19 protein-coding genes are annotated in these 16,945 nt (G+C 60.5%); 9 read left to right on the plus strand and 10 right to left on the minus strand.

Annotation, left to right across the window (positions count from 1 at the left end):
• Positions 1 to 123: 123 nt before the first annotated feature.
• Positions 124 to 1,284 (minus strand): hypothetical protein, encoded by a 1,161-nt coding sequence (locus G3O01_RS08960; RefSeq protein ID WP_205804186.1) that lies wholly within the window; start codon positions 1,282 to 1,284, stop codon positions 124 to 126.
• A gap of 197 nt (positions 1,285 to 1,481) precedes the next feature.
• Positions 1,482 to 3,335, minus strand: a complete 1,854-nt coding sequence (locus tag G3O01_RS08965) for an AAA family ATPase (protein WP_241023812.1) — start codon at positions 3,333 to 3,335, stop codon at positions 1,482 to 1,484.
• Positions 3,336 to 3,750: 415 nt separating this feature from the next.
• On the opposite strand from G3O01_RS08965, the gene G3O01_RS08970 reads away from it, so the two are divergent.
• From G3O01_RS08970 to G3O01_RS08995, 6 genes are all read left to right on the plus strand, one after another.
• Positions 3,751 to 4,212 (plus strand): hypothetical protein, encoded by a 462-nt coding sequence (locus G3O01_RS08970; protein WP_205804188.1) that lies wholly within the window; start codon positions 3,751 to 3,753, stop codon positions 4,210 to 4,212.
• 72 nt (positions 4,213 to 4,284) lie between these two features.
• Positions 4,285 to 4,728, plus strand: coding sequence for a hypothetical protein (locus G3O01_RS08975; RefSeq protein WP_205804189.1), 444 nt, complete (start codon positions 4,285 to 4,287; stop codon positions 4,726 to 4,728).
• Positions 4,725 to 5,048 carry a hypothetical protein gene (locus tag G3O01_RS08980; RefSeq protein ID WP_205804190.1) on the plus strand — a complete coding sequence of 108 codons (324 nt, stop codon included), beginning with the start codon at positions 4,725 to 4,727 and terminating at the stop codon, positions 5,046 to 5,048. The genes G3O01_RS08975 and G3O01_RS08980 overlap by 4 nt, the downstream gene beginning before the upstream one ends.
• An 83-nt stretch (positions 5,049 to 5,131) precedes the next feature.
• Positions 5,132 to 6,109, plus strand: a complete 978-nt coding sequence (locus G3O01_RS08985; RefSeq protein WP_205804191.1) for a DUF932 domain-containing protein — start codon at positions 5,132 to 5,134, stop codon at positions 6,107 to 6,109.
• Between the two features lie 76 nt (positions 6,110 to 6,185).
• Positions 6,186 to 6,581: a hypothetical protein gene (locus tag G3O01_RS08990; protein WP_205804192.1), complete on the plus strand. Its 396-nt coding sequence runs from the start codon at positions 6,186 to 6,188 to the stop codon at positions 6,579 to 6,581.
• Positions 6,582 to 6,632: 51 nt separating this feature from the next.
• Positions 6,633 to 6,911, plus strand: coding sequence for a hypothetical protein (locus G3O01_RS08995; RefSeq protein ID WP_205804193.1), 279 nt, complete (start codon positions 6,633 to 6,635; stop codon positions 6,909 to 6,911).
• Positions 6,912 to 7,019: 108 nt separating this feature from the next.
• Here G3O01_RS08995 and ltrA read toward each other — a convergent pair whose 3' ends face one another.
• From ltrA to G3O01_RS09035, 8 genes are all read right to left on the minus strand, one after another.
• On the minus strand, positions 7,020 to 8,264 hold the full coding sequence (gene ltrA / locus G3O01_RS09000; protein ID WP_205804194.1) for a group II intron reverse transcriptase/maturase: 1,245 nt from the start codon (positions 8,262 to 8,264) through the stop codon (positions 7,020 to 7,022).
• 576 nt (positions 8,265 to 8,840) lie between these two features.
• Complete coding sequence (locus tag G3O01_RS09005) at positions 8,841 to 9,155, minus strand: hypothetical protein (RefSeq protein ID WP_205804195.1); 315 nt, start codon at positions 9,153 to 9,155, stop codon at positions 8,841 to 8,843.
• A gap of 92 nt (positions 9,156 to 9,247) precedes the next feature.
• Entirely contained in the window at positions 9,248 to 9,808 is a 561-nt protein-coding gene (locus G3O01_RS09010; protein ID WP_205804196.1) for a hypothetical protein, read from the minus strand.
• Positions 9,805 to 10,095: a hypothetical protein gene (locus G3O01_RS09015; protein WP_205804197.1), complete on the minus strand. Its 291-nt coding sequence runs from the start codon at positions 10,093 to 10,095 to the stop codon at positions 9,805 to 9,807. The genes G3O01_RS09010 and G3O01_RS09015 overlap by 4 nt, the downstream gene beginning before the upstream one ends.
• A gap of 255 nt (positions 10,096 to 10,350) precedes the next feature.
• The gene (locus G3O01_RS09020; RefSeq protein ID WP_205804198.1) at positions 10,351 to 10,884 is read right to left on the minus strand and encodes a polymer-forming cytoskeletal protein; all 534 of its coding nucleotides are present in this window, start codon (positions 10,882 to 10,884) and stop codon (positions 10,351 to 10,353) included.
• A 29-nt stretch (positions 10,885 to 10,913) separates the two neighbouring features.
• Positions 10,914 to 12,302 carry a hypothetical protein gene (locus tag G3O01_RS09025; protein WP_205804199.1) on the minus strand — a complete coding sequence of 463 codons (1,389 nt, stop codon included), beginning with the start codon at positions 12,300 to 12,302 and terminating at the stop codon, positions 10,914 to 10,916.
• A gap of 67 nt (positions 12,303 to 12,369) precedes the next feature.
• Entirely contained in the window at positions 12,370 to 13,497 is a 1,128-nt protein-coding gene (locus tag G3O01_RS09030) for a hypothetical protein (protein ID WP_205804200.1), read from the minus strand.
• 82 nt (positions 13,498 to 13,579) lie between these two features.
• Positions 13,580 to 13,813 carry a hypothetical protein gene (locus G3O01_RS09035; protein WP_205804201.1) on the minus strand — a complete coding sequence of 78 codons (234 nt, stop codon included), beginning with the start codon at positions 13,811 to 13,813 and terminating at the stop codon, positions 13,580 to 13,582.
• Between G3O01_RS09035 and G3O01_RS09040 the strand changes: the two genes are divergently transcribed.
• The 3 genes from G3O01_RS09040 (at position 13,812) to G3O01_RS09050 (ending at position 16,930) form a co-directional block, all read left to right on the plus strand.
• Positions 13,812 to 14,093, plus strand: a complete 282-nt coding sequence (locus G3O01_RS09040; protein WP_205804202.1) for a hypothetical protein — start codon at positions 13,812 to 13,814, stop codon at positions 14,091 to 14,093. The two genes, G3O01_RS09035 and G3O01_RS09040, sit on opposite strands and share 2 nt — an antisense overlap.
• Positions 14,094 to 14,168: 75 nt before the next feature.
• Complete coding sequence (locus G3O01_RS09045; protein WP_205804203.1) at positions 14,169 to 15,080, plus strand: hypothetical protein; 912 nt, start codon at positions 14,169 to 14,171, stop codon at positions 15,078 to 15,080.
• 2 nt (positions 15,081 to 15,082) lie between these two features.
• Positions 15,083 to 16,930 carry an ATP-dependent helicase gene (locus G3O01_RS09050; RefSeq protein WP_205804204.1) on the plus strand — a complete coding sequence of 616 codons (1,848 nt, stop codon included), beginning with the start codon at positions 15,083 to 15,085 and terminating at the stop codon, positions 16,928 to 16,930.
• Positions 16,931 to 16,945: the final 15 nt, after the last annotated feature.

Here is a 16,945-nt window from a genome sequence, read left to right on the forward strand (position 1 = left end):
TTGTCTCGAGGCCCTCATCAGGCTCTCTCTCGCTGATCCTGCCCGCTCGGCAGGATCAGCACTCTCTGCTCCCTTGCGTTTCAAGCTGGCAGGGGCGTTGCCCCGTCGGCTGCACCGTCTAGGTCACGGTTCCTTGGTGGTCCCGCTATTCCGTTCTTCGGGCGAGTCTGCCGCCGAGGCCACCTTCCGCGTTGCTCTCTTCCGCGTGCGCTGCCTCATTTTTTCACCCAGGAGGTCAGCAGGCTGCGACAGCTTTTGTAGCAACGCGAACTGCTCCTTGATAAACACCCGGGTATAGCCGGCCGCCAGCGCCTCGTCGAGGCCGACATGCCCTTGCTGAACCATTGCCCGCATGATGTACATAATCGCGCGGTCAACGATAAGATGCTTGTCCATGCCCGGCATCCTTCGACTGATCAGATCAAGGTTTCGCCACGTCTCTTCATTCATTGAGTAGGGGCGACTGGGTAGCTCGTCCCGAAGCGTTTTCGCCGCAAGGGCGAGGTCGGAATGCGTCAGGTGGATGCCAAGCCGGTTGGCCGCTTTGCGTATGCTAGCCTTGAGAGGGACAGCACCCGCCAACTCGAGTTTGATCTGGGCGAGGCGTTGGGGTGAAAGGCCGTTATCGACGCGCCTGCTACGAAGCAACTCCACGGCAGTATCAATCTGCGCGAGAAACGGCAGCTTGATGCCCATCTGCTCCGCGAGCGCCTTCATCAGTGATGGATTGGCGCGAAGGCCAGAGTTCCGCGCGGCGTCCAGGACCTGATTATCGGCACACTTCGTCTCGGTGTTCATCAGGCGACACAGTTCGGTCACGTTGACCAACCAGATCTTTCGTCGATGCACCTTCAATCGTTCAACTACGTCCTGCGCCGTCCATGTCTTCATGGTCGGCGTGGACCGCTTGAGGAATGCAGCGGCGCTCTCGGGCGACAGCGCGTTGCCGTACGGATAGAGCGCGGAGGCAAGGCGTCGGTGGTCTGCGGTTCTCAGCTTCACGTCCAGGACGCCGCACAGCATTTCAATCGCTGGAACGTTGATCGGCGTATTGAGTCCGATTGCGCGAATCAGCGTCAGGCGTTCTTCGTCAGTCTCGATAGCTTTTCGCGTCAAAATCTCGACCGCATGCCGAAGCTCATCAGCACTCAGCCGGTCGCGCACGGTTGGAATATCCGCATTGGCGTCGCCCGCATCGGATCGGCCGGGCGAGTCCTGCAGGCCGTATGGCGAGCTCTCCACCTGGTCGTTCTGGTCTGTAAAGTCCATCAGCTGACTTTCCATCAAGGTTTCTGTCAAATTGCCGAAAGCGCACCCAACTGATTGTTGGTTTCGCCTGGCACCCATTTTCTGGCGCACAGGAATCTCTTTCGGCAAGATCCTGGGAAATTTCAGTCGACAGCGCGAGCGGTCGTCGCACCGCACGCAACACGGAAGGGAAAGCCAAAGGGAAGGGGTGCGGCTTCACAGCCGCACCGGCCTTAGGGCTGCGTGGAAGTTGTCGCCACGAGTACGACCCGCGCCGCCGCGCTCACATCATCCGGGCCGATTTGCGCGACGTCGTGGCGAAGCGCACGCAGCGCGGCGTTATCGACCGCTTTTTGCAGCACTTCGTCCGCGTCTGCAATCGAGCGTCCGGCGAGGACTTCGATCAGACGGTCTGCCGTGCCCGGCAAGATCTCGAATTTTCCAGCCACGACCGCGACCAGTCGCGCGTTCAGGTAGCCAACCATATCCTTTTCGCCCGGTACATCGAACAGGATCTTCTCGGCGAAACGCCCGCCGCGAAGCGCTGCGGGATCCAGCCGGTCAAAATGGTTCGTCGCCGCGATATACACCACGTCCCGAACCCGTCCGCCGCCACCGTCGAGCGTCGTGAGGATCTTGTTCGTCAACGTCCCGACGTTCGAATACTGCCGGTCGCGCAAAATATCGTCCGCCTCGTCGATGAAAACGATGGCCGGACGGATATCTCTCGCTTCGCGCACAAGGGCATCCCACGATTCGGGCTTGGCCATGATTTCGGCACCCGTGGTTTTCAGGAACGCAAAGCCGCTCTCCTTGGCCAGCGCCATCGCGCCGCCCGTTTTACCCGTCCCGGGAGGGCCGTAGAACACGAGTCCCGCCGGAATCCGGCCACCGATCTTTTCCAGTCGATGAACGTTCTTCATCTTGTAGGCGAGATCCTGCAGCGCATCCCGCGACTGCGCCGGCATGATGATCTCGTCGATCGACTTCACGTTCTCAGGCAGCTTGCCGCGTCGGCCCACCATCAACCGCATGGCCTGCATTCCAACGTCGAAGGACATCTTCCCGGCACTGATCACACCATCGCGCCGCATGTCGCTCAACTGTCCGCCGAGTGCCGTCAGACGGCTTGCGCTGAATCCCTCCCAGCGCTGTGCAAGGCTCGCAAGCGCTTCCGGGTCGACCGCGGCATAGCCGAGTGCCTCTCCAATGCTCTTGCGAAGGATGGCTGCCCGCGCTTCTTCGTCCGGCGGCGGGATCTCGATCTTGAAATCGAAACGGCCTTCCCGGATCGCGGCGCTATCGAGCCGCTCAAGAAAGTTCGTGGCTGCGACGAGGACCACGCGCGAGCCGCGCAAGGAGACGACCTCGGTCAGCATCACGTTGGTCAGGTCCTGATCCATATGATGCGCGCCGCCATCGCGCGGCTTCACGAACGAGTCATACTCGTCGACAAACAGGACACAGACACCCACCCGCTTGGCCTGTTCGAACACAGCCTTGACCTTCTGTGGTGTCTCGTTCACGAACTTCGAGGCAGTGTCTCCGTAGGCGATCGAAAAGAACGGCACGTTCAGTTCACCCGCAAGAGCCTCGGCAAACATCGTCTTGCCGTTGCCGGGCTCGCCAAAGAGCATCATGCCATTCCGGTTACCCGCCTGGCCGCCGACAATCTCCTGCGCGGATGCGTACAGACGCTTCTTCGTGTCGGCCATGCCGACGATGTCCGCAAAGGTGTAGCGTGCTCGCTGGATGCGGTGGTCGTAGCTGTACTCCTGCGCCGGTTGCTGAGCCGCCGGCTGGGCCGCCGCCCCCTGTGCGGACGACATCTGCGGCGTGTACGTGCCTTGGCCCGTGACGCGCTCCAGACGGCGATGCTGGTAGATCATGCCCATAAAGGCGAGACCCCAGACAAACGCGCCGTACATGCTGTATTCATTGAATGCAAACAGCAGCCGCAGCAGCCCGACGCTGAGTACAGCGAACGCGGCCTGCGTCCAGCCCCAATGATTGCGTCGCTTGAGCCACACCGCTGCAGCCGCAACGATCGTGAGGGCGAGCATCTGCTGGCTGGCCTCGATGCTCATGCGCACACCCTCCTGGAGCGAGCTGAAAATCATCGTCGCCAGGATCGCCGCAGGCGCCCAGAAAAACATCCCAAAAAAGATTCGAAAAAACTCGAGCATCTAGCACCTCGATTCTTGATCCCGGTAGCGATCGACGTTGCCGCTATCAGCACGCTCGCTACCCTCTGATCTGATTGTGCAGCCTATTTTATTCGACGCAAGTCGACGCCCATTCTGCGCCGTACACCTTTAACGTTGAGCCACCCCGGAACACATCTGCCTCGTAATGCAAGCTCGAAGAAGGAATGCTCCCGATCCGACCTCCGACGACACGATTTCACTTCACACCATCGACGTCTTCCGATAATATTCCCACACCTTTGTGGTCCTCTTTCTTTTAGCCGCCGGCGCGGCATGACGTGAAAAGGAGGACGCAGTGCAAATACCTGTTCCTGAAACTGGGAACCGCTCCTTCGAGCGTGTTCTCAAGGCAATCGAACTCGATGAGTTCATCGGTCAAGCGCAGATTTCCAAATTTGTCGCCCCGAGAACGCGGACGAGCGAGGGTATCGACGGCCAGCCCGTTTATCCCCCAGGCAGTTTGCAACAACGTGATCTCGCGATTGTCCGGACTCTGTTCGTTCATCCCGATTTCATCGCCCGCGTAATCATCAACAACCCCGTATTCGATTCCACTGAAGCACGGGTCTATCAATTCCAGAATCAAACCAGCAACGGCAACTTCGTCTACGGCATCGTCGTGACGGACAGCGCTCGCAATCTGGTCGACTTCTGTCTTGACGCGTCGCGGCAGCAGCAGCGGCGCAATGTCCTGAAGCCTTTGATTCGCGCGATTTGCACGCCCGAGTCCCTGCAGCTTCACGGTCGAGTTCATTAAGTTCAGTCGCAGTATTCAATCGCAATTCATCTGGCCCAGTCTCCGGGCCGAATTCACAGAGGAAAATTCATCATGTCTCAAAAAGGCTCGCGCAAAGAGCGCCTGTTGATCGCTGACGTCCGTACGCATTGCGGTTCGCAATTCGCTCGCCTGTTCCAGACGAGCAGTTCGAAGCATGACAAGCCCGTCTTCATCTGGGAGGCGGGCACGACGGTGCCGTACAGCGCAAACGCAATCGGCGAAGGTGAAATTACCGCGGATACCGCCGCGGAAGCCATCCCGCTGTTCCAGAAGCACCTGTTCGAAGCGAAAGTGATCCCGAATGCGGCGTTCCGCACCGGCACGCATCTCTCGTCGATCCTCGTGCAGTTCAAACCGAAAGCGAAAGACGAGAGCGTCTGCGCGCTCCTCCAGCCGTATGGCGGCGCGCATCTGATCCGTCCGATGGCAGCGGCAGCACTGCTCGCGCGTCAGGCGGCGGAGCAGGCTGCGCAGCATGTCGCGGTGGCGGCATGAGCGCAGCAGCGCAGGCGCCCGCTCCGAAGTCGATCGACACCAGTGTCCTGATGTCGCCATGCGCGAGCAGAGCGGATGTGCTCAGGCTCATCCGCGAAGCGGACGCGCCGGCGAACGACGGGTCCGGATTCATCGTGCTGCTGAAAATCCACTCCGGGGATTTCTTCCGTGGCGCGCTAGTCGGTCTTATCGATGAAATCGACGCCACAGGAAAGCTCACGCTTGAGTTGTGGGAGGGCAAGCCCGATGGTGGCGGCCCGATCGGAGCCGATCTGACGGTCGATCTCGACAAGATCGGGCAGGCAGGAATCGAGTGGTAGAGAAGGGCGCGCGTAGTACAGCGCGCCCTTTTTCACATCAACTTTCAATCGGCGTCTATCGCCACATCAACGGAGAAATCTCCATGCCGCATCTGATTACTCAGCGCCAGCAAAATTTCGCTGAAATGGCCTTTCGCGGTTTGCAGCCGTGGCACGGGTTGGGGCAACAGGTAAGATCTGGCGCGAGTCTGGATGAATGGCGTAAGGCAGCCGGGCTGGACTGGGAGATCTTGCGATCGCCAGTCAAGTTCGAGCATGGCTCGCTTCGCACCTTCCGGGCGCACGACGTTCTCTATCGCAACGACAACTCGATGCCAATAAGCATCGTCTCGCCGCGATACCGTATCGTCCAGCCCCGAGAAGCATTGGCATTCTTCGAAGACCTGGTGACCAGTGCCGGCTTCGAGATCGAAACGGCCGGATCACTGGCGGGTGGCAAGCGGATCTGGGTTCTCGCCCGCACGGGCTTCGCTGGTGAAGTTGTCCCGTCGGACGACGTTACAGGCTATCTGCTGCTAGCGACCAGCTATGACGGAAACATGGCAACGATAGCTCAGTTTACGAGTGTTCGAGTCGTTTGCGCAAACACTCTACAACTTGTGCTAAACGGTGACACCAGCTGCTCGGTTCGCATCCGCCACTCGACCGAGTTCGAAGCCGACAAGGTCAAGGACGCACTGGGCATCGCAGCGAAGGACGCATGGGACTTGTTCATGAAGCGCATGCAAATCCTGGCGAACCTGAGGTTGACGTCGAGCGATTTCGGTGACGTTGTCCGTGATCTGATCCGCCCGCGCGTGTCGCCCGACAAGCGGAAGATCGTCGACGACACCGACGGCTTCAAGAAAATCATGGCGCTGTTCAACGGCCACGGCCGCGGCTCGCTCCTCGACGGATGCCGCGAAACGGCTTGGGGCGGCATCAACGCGATCACCCAATGGGTGGATCACGAGGTCGCTGCCCGTAGTCGCGAAAATCGCCTGACCAGCGCATGGTTCGGCGCGGGCGCGCGCCTGAAGGAAGAGGCGACCCTCAAGCTGCTCGAGCTCGCTGGCCAGTAGAAATGTAGCAATAAGGCTCCCCGCTTCCGGGGAGCTTCTTTCTGCGCGGTCGTCGCGACTGTGTACAAAGAAGCTCTTGCTCTATCCCTTCGACCTACCCAACTACGAAGAGGTTACCGTGCAACGCCAAACCGACTGCGTGCTTGCCTTGATCGTCACAAATGCCCTTCGTGACATTTCCATCGGCGAATCGATTGAATGCCAGGTGCTTGCGGCACCGATGGATCCTGATGTCGACGACGCGATTACCTGGCAACCGGCCCGGTTGGGCATCGACAGCGGGATCGTGCAGCTGGTTGGCGCAAGCGGCACCGGCATTCTCAATCACGAGCAGGCGTCCGGCACCACGCTGTTTCTGCGGCTGCCCGTCGCACAAATCGAAGTGCCGCTCGCGAATTCCAACCGTGTCGGGTGTGACGGACTCGTGGTGGTCAGAAGGGTGCTGTCCAACGGTGGCTACCTGGTCTCGTAGCGATCGCGTCTTTATTGGCGCCGACGTATTCGGCATAAGGAGAAGCAGACGATGAATCAGGACACTATCAACGGCATGAAGGCGGCCGCTCATACGCCCAACGCAACTTCGGGTGCGCGTGGAAAGGGTGGACAACTCGCCTCTGGCACGACGCAACGGCTCCTCGACGCGGGACATGCAAGGGACGTTACCGCCTTTGCACGAAGCATCGGTTATCGGGGGCCGCGGCGCGTCATTGTCATGGATAGCAAGGTGATCTCGCTCCGCTGGATCGACTGGGGCAGCTTCTGCGCGGCTTGCCGCGCGCGGGCCCGCCGCGAGCTTCACTGAACAGGACCGCGGTAAGCAATCGGGATAGGGGCGGTCAGGTAGTCTGACCGGTCCCCTCCCACACCACCCGGCATGCGGGTCCGCACCGGGCGGTTCGAGTAGTTGAGGTTATGAGAGCCGAGGTACGCCAAGCCGATCGAAGTAGGCAATGGGCAGGGCTCGGTTCAGCAGCTGGTGACTGTTGCGCCACCAGCGGCGGCTATTGGCCGCCACCTTACGGGCGTCCCGCTCCGAGGCGCCCAGCGCCCGCAACTCCCGGTACATCGTCGTTCCCCGACGCCAGTGCTTGAGCTGCATCGCACGCAGCCGGTGCCTGATCCACTCGTCGAGTTTGCGGAACACCGTGGGCGTCTGCGCCAGTTGGAAGTACGCCTTCCAACCCGGCATGTACGCCCGTAATCGCTCCGCACTTTCCGCCAGACTGCGCCCGCCTGAGCGGCGGGTCATTTCCCGGATGCGTCGCCGAAAGGTCTCCAGGGCCTTTCGGGCAACCGCGCATTTGATCCGATCACCCGCACCGCGCCACAGTTCGTAGCCCAGAAACTTGCGACCGGTCGCCTGAGCAACTGCCGTCTTGCCCTCGTTCACCTTCAGGTGGAGTCGGTCGTAGAGCTTGCGCAATCCCTCCAGCACCCGTTCGCCCGCCCGGCAACTGCGCACGTACACGTTGCAGTCGTCGGCGTAGCGCACGAAGCGGTGGCCCCGCCTCTCCAGTTCCCGGTCCACTTCGTCCAGCAGCACATTGGCCAGCAGCGGCGAGAGCGGTCCGCCTTGCGGCGTACCTTCCCGACGCGCCATGACCACGCCGCCATCCATGATCCCGGCCACCAGGTAATAACGAATCAGCCGCAGCACGGCCTTGTCTTCGATCCGCCTCGATAGCCGTTCCATCAGGATGTCGTGATTGACCCGATCGAAGAATTTCTCCAGATCCACATCCACTACCACCCGGTAGCCGTCCTGTACGTGACGCTGCGCCATCAGCACCGCGTCACGCGCTCGACGCCCCGGCCGGAAACCGTAGCTGTGTTCACTGAATGTCGGATCAATGATGGGCTGCAGGACTTGCAGCAGGGCTTGCTGGATCAGCCGATCCGTTACCGTCGGAATCCCCAGTTCACGCATCCCGCCACCGGCTTTCGGAATCTGGACCCGTCTCACCGGCGCAGGCCGGTAGCTGCCATCCAGTAACGCTTCCCGAATCCCCGGCCAGTGCGTCTTGAGATGTTCCGCCGTCTCGGCGATCGACTTCCCATCCACCCCGGCACTGCCTCGATTGGCTTTGACGCGTTTCCACGCCATCACCAGATTCGCTCTCGCGAGCGCCTGCGATAGCAGACTGTCTCGCCCCAAGCCTCCAGTTTCATGTCGCGCCGTCCGTGCTTCATCACACCTCGCTTCAGGCTCGGCTTCACCTCGCCATCCCGCGTTGCGCGCTACCTGCGTAGCCTTCTGATGCCCTGCACATCCGAGCGACACGGCCTTTGGCTCTCCTACTCGTTCGGCCCTTCGCTGCCACAAGCGGCAACTACTACGGCCTCTGCTGACTTCTCGCTCCGCTTTACCAGCGTCGCCCTTTCAGGCACAAGGCGAGATCTCCCCAGGTAAGAACGCACTCCTTCATCGCACAGCCGCCGCATTTACGCCACCTCGCCTTGGTCACCAGAGCTTTGTGGTCTTTTGCCCACTCGCCCTGCCCGGTTGCGCCTTGTATGCGGTTCTTGTTCATCGGCTCGCGATTTACGCTCCACGCTTCCTTCCCACACTCGGTCGCCCTCATGCAGTTGCGCTTCGCTTCGTTCGCAGTGACCAACTTACGGCGGGACTCGCACCCGCAGGAGTGCGCCCATGCTGGGCGCACAAAAGAGAAGGGCGCCTCGCGGCGCCCTTTTTTTTCGATCACGTTACCGGTGTTGATCACCGATGGCGTCACTTGACGCCGTGTTCGCGAAGCACGAAGGCCAGCGCAGCGCCCGAATAATCATCGCCGTATTCAATCGCAAGCTTCCCTTCAACCTCGAGCTTACGGCCGAGGTCTGTCAGTCGAAGCATCAACGGAATCAGCTTGCGCAGCGCGGCCATGTTCGTGCTTGCCACGGAGATGTCTTTCGCGAACTGGTCGAGCGTCTTGGACGGGTCGATTGCGAACGGAGCAGGCCGATCTACACCGTCCTTCTCAGACTGGAGCACCTGGCAGAGTGCAAGCAGCTCGAGGCCGCGATCAATCTCTACGTCGAGATCCATCGGTGTGCCTCCATTCGTGCAAGTCGATCGCTCAGCAAGCTCTCTATCCTTTTTCGTCGTTAAAACAGCGTCCGTTGCTATGTAATGCAACCTCAGCCCAACCTCGCGTCAGGGCGCGCCAATTCCGCCGCGTCGACGATGAGAGGTGACTGCGCATTGTCGAAGAAGTGCAACCGGGTTCGTCCGCGAAGCGCCTGGCACAACGCCGGCAGCGCCAGATCCCGTTCTGATTTGCGGCCGGGGGTCCAGCCACGAGGTGTCGTTTCGGCGCGCGCGATCAGGCGTGTCTCCCGATTCTGACGTGGCGTATGCACATAGACGAAAGACCAGTCCGCCAGATCGCCGAGGAGCTGAAGATGCTCGGCGGTGGCTGGGAACCCGTCGACGGCGATTCTCGGGCGCTGTCGGAGGAATTCAATGAGGACTGTCGCTGCCCGCGGCGCCAATGGCGTCCCCGGTTCGTGGCGCGCCAGTTCAAGAATAAGGCGACCAGGGATGTCCGATGGCCGTCTTTTCCGTTTGATCAGCCGTGCGAGCGTGCCGATGCTGAGATGCTCGTATCCATGCTGCGCCAAGGCGCGCCCGAGGGAGCTCTTTCCTGAACCATGCGGGCCGATCAAAAACGTGCGTGGCCCAAAGCGCGGCGGATTCATGGGTTCCCCGACATCGCGGAGCCAAACGGCGCAACGACCTTCTTGTCGAGCGATCCTGCGAGTGCGGCGAACAGGTGCACCCGGTAGTAGTTATCCCGCGTCTGGGAGAAGCTATCTCGTAGCTTCTCCAGCGAGGCGATCTCTTTCTCGAACGCGGCCCGTACCTCCGGTTCGATCGGCTCACTGCGCTTTAACGTGTCATAAAGCGTTTCGAGCGACTCGCGAAGACAACTGATCGCATCGCCGAACCGTTCGTAAGTCCATTCTGGAGTTTTTGATGCTGCCATGCTGGCCCCTGTAACCCTGCGCTCTACCTTGATTGCAGGCACAAGCGATCTTCTTTCTCGTCGCTCTTGTGCGCCTTGCAGTAGACCTCTCGTATCATTTTGAACGTGTTTCCGTCGTCAGCACCTTTGATCTCGCCGCCATGACGGAAGAGGGTGAGGCCCCAGAAGGCCGCGACGAGGGCGACTGCAAAGAGCCGCCTTCGTTGAAACAGCAGGAAGAAAGTTCCCACGGCTCACCCTGGCGATGGCCGGCGGTCAGGCCGTGAACGGCGTGATCTTGCCGCGGATCGCGCCAGCCGATTCCAGCGAACCGTACGAGATGTCGCCCGCCATCGAACCGTAGTTCAGCACGAGGTCCGACACTTTCGCGTCGCCTTCGAACTGGCCGAGGTTATAGAGTTTCTTGCATTCGATGCGCGCGTAGACGACTGCACCTTCGGCGATGATGACCGTCTGGCCCGGCGCCTTGATCGTGCCCTTCGGTGCGCTGAAGTTTTCGCAGATGTGCAGGCCGTGATTGAACGTCATCGTACCTTCGAATTCCGAGATGCCGACGAGCGCGCTGCGGACGTTTTCTTCTTCGTGATCGATGTAGAGCTGGCCGCCGTCGGTCTTCTTGAAGCGCTCGAACATCGACTGGAAGATCTGCGGCAGCAGACGTGCCGACGTGCGGTGAGCCGAGTCGCGATCGAAGTTGTATTGCGTCTGTTCTTGTGCCGATGCGGACGTTGCGGGTTCTTCTTCACGACGGAGATGAGCGACGTTTGCGGCGGCGAGCGGGCTGTTCATGGTGCGGTTCCTGGTTAAGTGAAGTGCTTTCAATAAGCGGCGAACTTGCCGCGCGAAGTAGTGAAGCCGCCGCCGTCGGGGTTGACGCTCAGCAACTTCGATCCATCGGGCAGGGACTGACCGACGGGAATCTGTTTCATCTTTCCGTCGACACGCACGACGACCGAATCGTCGGTGTGTGTGACAACGCTGTACGACGGATGCGAGGGGCCTTGGGGCGCAGCCTGGTCATCAGCGGTAGAACGCTTCGCGGGACGCACGACTAGGTTGACGGGAGCTGAGGGGTCGTCTTCACCGTCACCGCCAGCCGCCTGCGGCTCCGCCGTGGCACCGACGCTTGGCTGGTTCAGAAGCACCAGATCGCCGCTCGTGCGCGTCGGCTGCTGGACGCGGGGCGACGTGGGCTGCGGAGCCGCAGCGGGGGCGGGATGCTCCTGCGGATGGGCGACATGGCTCGATGAGGCAGTCGGGTGAGCTTCGTTTGAGGCCCGCGCGTCTGGCTTCCTGTCTGCAGGTGCGCGATCCCTTTCCGCGGAGGCGCGCTCTTTGTGTTCGGGTTGAACGACGACTTCCTTGACCTCAGCAACCTTGGTCGGCATCAACTGGACACTGTCCTGATCGTCGTCCGACTCGGGGGCCGAGAACGGTTCATTGACGGTCAGATGGACCGGAGCCGATGTCGAGGGTACATATGTAGAAGCCATCCCAGCCGGCAGCGGACCACCCGATGGCATCGGAAGGTAGGAGCCAGGGCCTTTACGGTAGTACTGCGGTACGTATGCCGGGTCCGCACTTTGAGGCTGCGCGCCACTTGCGCCACCCGGCGCCCCTTGCTGAGCTGCGTCGACGGGATGTGCCGGCGTGAAGCTGACGGGTTGATCCGTCGAAGCCTGCATCGGTTGGCGGACCGGAGGCAACGCCTGGACGTCAACGCTGTCGACAGGCTTCCACGGCGTGAGAAAATGCGGAAGTGCGAAGTGGACAGACTGTGCGATCGCACGGACGTCGATGTGCACAAACCGTGAAAGGCCCGCAACACACAGGACACCCACGACCGCGAGCGCGATCGCTTTCGGTATCAATCGCAGTGCGTTACCGATGTCGCCACGCGAAGCGGTTACGGCGCGCGTCAGTGCTCGCGGTGCGCCAGCGAACGCACGACCGAGCGCCACAAGCAGCGTGACAGGATCGAAGCGAAAACTGGCACGCTTCAGATTAAACGAATAATGCAGTTGCTGGACGAGGGAGAACTCAACGCCTTCAGCCGGAACGCCCCTCCGGGCGACACGCTGATCCTTTCCGTCAAACTCGAGATAGCTGGACCCCGGCTGCAGTTGGCGGATGCGCAGACGTCGTGCTGGCACCGCCGTAAATGCGCCGGTTACTGGTCGTTGGCTGAAGAAAAGTCGTGAGTCCATGGACGCCAAAGATAGGCGAGAAACGGACTCTCGTGGTGTTCAAATGTAAGCCAAAAAAAGGCCTTTTTCAGATCTGCGGGAAGCCCCGAGAAACGGCGAGGCTCGAGTGAAATAGCCGCGCCCACGAATGAGCCAGACCGACCTCGATATCCATGATCCCCGATCGATCCCACCAACCATTTCCGACCAGAATGATCGGTCGTCCATAGCCTAGATGGTAGAGCGGAAGCGACGTACTCGCCTCAAAGCAAACGAGCAGAGAATACTTTTCGCCCCCGATGTTTGCAATCTTGTGCAAGGCACTCCAATGCGGACGGAGCCCAGGTTCGATAACCGGGATAGGCTGGATCGCCGGGTAAAAGATGCCCGCCGGAAATACCCAGACGCCTTTCTGGTATGAGTCGAACCCCGCAACCCGGGCAATGCCGCCCGCGATCAAGGTACGATCTGCAGGGACGTCCAGCAAAGCGACGGTGGTAGGCGTAGGAAGCCCCAGGACGTTTTCGGGCAGGACAACTTTTTGTGCTCCCTTCGCATACTCGGCATGCACGGCAGGAGAGAAGCGCACACTTGCAAGTATGCTTCGCGCGAGGTTGGCCGGAGGCTGCGGTACCGGCATGGAAAGGGCCGAGACATCAACTGCGGCGGGCGGTGCGATGACATGAGCAACATTGCAGCCCGCGACCAGCAGAGCGGGAATCACCAACGGCCTGCAACTGCGCCGCTCTACAGCGTCGATCACCTTGCCACCGAACCATACCAGCAGTGCAATTCCCACCAGCCCGGTGCCCGGGAAGAGCCAGCCCGCGGAAGCGACAGGAGGGGCGACGAAGACAAACCCAAGACCCGGTATTGACAGTGAAAAGAAGACCCACGCGGATACAGCGCGGCTATCGGTTTGTAGCGCCTTAGGAACGACCGAGCTTGCGACGGCTGCAACGAGTCCGTAGCCAAGCCATATCGTCGCCGCAAGGGGAATGCCCGCGCCGACGTCAAAAACGGCAAACGGGATCTTTATCCCTACGCCAAGGAAGAACGCGAAGACATACCACGGACCGAGCGTGCGCTCCCTCAGTTGCAACCACGCGAGCAGCGGCAAAAAGACAAAGGGAAGCCCCGAGAACGGAGGCCGCGACGTCAAATGACCCGCGACGATCAGGCAGACGAGGGCGGCGGTGGCACGAAAGTATTTCATGGCGGCAAGATTAGCAGCGACATACCGTGGACCAGCCCGCCAAATGCGGAGTTGTTTTCACCGATATTCGTCCTCACGCCCATCAAAAAAATGCAGTTTCGCAAACAGTGGGGGGATGCGTTTTGTGAAATTGAATGCCTCTGTCGATGGAAAACCGCGTGAAATCAAGGGTGCTCTGTCTCACTGTGAGATTGGACGACAGTGCGCGTGGATGACGCTCGACCATCGAAACACCATGGACTTGGCAGTTCATTTCGGCGCACCCGGCCACGTTGCTGGCGGTAAAGTCGGTGCTTCCAAAAGGCAAGGCGATCATGGAAGAATTCGAAAAGGCGGTCAAAGAAGCGCTCCTGCACGCAGGCTTCCGGTTCCGCAACCGCATTCGCGCAATCCGACATACGGGCAACGGCGTGGACACGCTGCGCCGAACAGCGTGGTATGGCTACGAAGTGACGTGGGAAAAATCCCCCTCAAGGGATCTCCTGAGCCATCTCGCCAACCTCGCACCCCTGCGACCGACCACGCAGTTGTACGCGTCAGATGTGGATCGCATCAATCTGGTCGTATCCAGTACTCCGGCCACGAATGCGGGCTAAAAGCCCGTGTCATTTCGCGCTGCCCGGCGGCTCAGTACGTCCATCCTTCAGGGACCACCACCTCAAGGAACAGACATGACCGAACATCTTCTCCCCCAGGGCGAAATCACTAGCATTCTCGCGCGTGAACTCGGCGGTACGCCGGCACTGCAGACGTCGTCTGCAGACGCGGCGCCCGTCGACGAAGCTACCCAGGTCCATGGTGAGCTCGAGAGCGCGGCGCTGGCTTCCAGAAGCGACATCGAAGCAAAGATCAAACTGAACGATCTCGAGCCGCGCGACGACGAAGCGGGCGAACGCACCCAGGAAGAAATCCGCGCACTCCGCGATCGCCTGATGAAGCGCGCCGCAAAGCAACGACAGCAGGGCGCCGCAGGCCTCGTGCGCGTCGATGCGGGCGTGACCGCACTGAGCCTCACCGTGCAGATCAAGACGAAAGTGCTCGGCTCGGCGTTCCAGCGCTGGTTCTCGGCGATCGACCAGTGCGCGGCGAACCTCCAACGCCGCGGCGAAATGCTGCTGGGCGACAAGGGCCAGGTCCTGCTCGATGCGTTGAAGACGCAGATCGATGAAGTTGAAGCCGAGTCGATCGGCGAACTCGAGCGCATGAAGCATCTCGTCAACCAGGCCAAGTCGGAAGACATCTCGGACTCGTGGGTCACCCCGCATATCGAAGTGTGCGCGCTCAGTCTCGACGGGGCCAACATCCGTTCGAAACTCGGCCACCAGTTGTACAAGGCCGTGCGCCGCTTCGACGACGCGATGGAACTTGCGGACGTACTCGTGTGGAACGACCAGCTGACCGACTTCGCGAAGGCTGAACAGGAACTCCAGTACAAGAAATCACTCGGCAAGCTCTATGGTTTCGCCGCGCATACCAACCTGAGCCTGTTCCGCCAGTTCACCGCACGGCGCAATGCTGCCACCCGCCCGCCGAAAGCCAACGACGCGGGCAAGGAAGTCGCGCCGCTCGAACAGGCCGCGTAACGATGCGGGCCGACGTTCTCGACGGCCTGAACGATGACCAGCGTGCGGTCGCAACCTGTGAGCGCAATGCGATGGTCATCGCCGGGCCCGGTTCAGGAAAGACCAGTACGCTCGCACGCAAGGCAAGCCTGATTCTGCAGGATCCCGGCAGGCGGCTTGCCGCTGTGACGTTCACGCGAGAGGCGGCCCTTGAACTGCGCGAGCGGATCGTCAAGCTGGCAGGCGAGGAGTGCATGCCTCGTCTGCTGGTGGGCACCTTCCACTCGACCATGCAGATGATGTCGTTTCCACACCTGTGCCGCGGGAAGTTCGCTACCGAAATCATGTCGTCCGCGAAGTCCGGCTTCGGGAAGAAACAGTGGGAAATCGCGCGGGAGTCGGTCCGTCGGCTGTACATTTCACGCGCAATGGCGCACCTCGGCCTCGACATGGAGATCGAAGACGCGTCGCGCATCATCGAGCAGGTCAAATCCGGGCGACCGGCTGAAGAAAAGATCCACGAGGATCTGGCCTATGCCTACGCCGACGTAATGGAGCGCAATGGCGTTATCGATTTTCAGGACATTCTGCTGAAGACCATTCAGGGTCTCAAGGACGGTCACGTCACGCCTCTAAACGTGACCGACATGTTCATCGACGAGTACCAGGATACGGACCTTGTCCAGTTCAACTGGGCGGAGCAGCATTATCTGGCCAACGTCCGCCTCACGGGTGTCGGCGACGATGACCAGTCGATCTATGGCTTCCGGAATGCCCTTGGCTACGAGGGCATGCTGCGCTTCTGTAGCATGTTCCGCGCGGAGCAACTGATGCTTGGTCGGAACTACCGAAGCCATCAGGAAGTTCTTGGCCCCTCGGTGAACGTCATCCGCAACAACCAGGGGCGAATCGACAAGCATCTGGTGGCGAACAAGGGTGTCGGCGGTGCGGCGCGCTGGCAGACCTTCGGATCGCGAAATGACGAAGCCTTCGCCGCAGCGTCGTATGGCTTTGACGCCTTGCGTTCGAACGCAACCGTGGGCATTCTGGCGCGCACCAACCGTCGTCTGGACGACGTCGAGGCGAACCTTTCTGCGCGCGGCATCCCGTATCGCCGGCCACCAGGCGAGTCTGTCCTGAACCGGCAGGAGGTGGAGATCTTTGGGACCGCCTTGCAGACGATTTTCAAGCCCGACGCCCGGTCCCTTGACGCCTTGCTTGGGTGGAACGGCGTTGGCGAGGACGATCTGAAAGGAATCAAACGCGCTTTCAACGGCCAGATGATCGTGGGTAGCCCCGACGACTTCCGGCGAAACAACATCTCCGATGACGGCAAAAAGCGTTGGCAGGACTTCGTGAAACTGTTCACCGGATGGCAGCATAGTCTGAACTCCGGTGTTGAAAACCTGCTCATCCACGGCGTCTATGAATGGCTGTTGATCGGCGCTCCCGACAACCGGTCGAAAAAGATGCTGGAGATCGCGAAAGAGATCTACCAGCCACGACGCGCCGACGCCAACGGCAACCCGGCCCAGTCGATCAAGGAGCGTCTCGCGGCGGTCAAACGTGCGCAGGACGATCGCAAGGAAAAAGAGAACCTGAAAGAGACGGTGGTCGAACTCATGACCGCGCACGGTTCGAAGGGCCTTGAGTTCGACCACGTCTGGATCATCGGCGCGGAGGAGGGCACCTTCCCGGCGAAGGACGGCGCGCTTGAAGAAGAGCGCCGGTTGATGTACGTCGCAATGACGCGCTCGCGCAAGGATCTCGTTATATCTACAGGCGGCGGAAGCCCGCCCAGCCTTTTCATCGCGGAAAGTGGCATTGAACGAGTCTACGCCAAGGAAGAAGAGTCCGAAGCCGTTGCGTGAACGGATGCCGGGGGT

The organism is Burkholderia sp. Ac-20365 (genome assembly GCF_017104715.1).
Classification (GTDB): Bacteria; Pseudomonadota; Gammaproteobacteria; order Burkholderiales; family Burkholderiaceae; genus Paraburkholderia.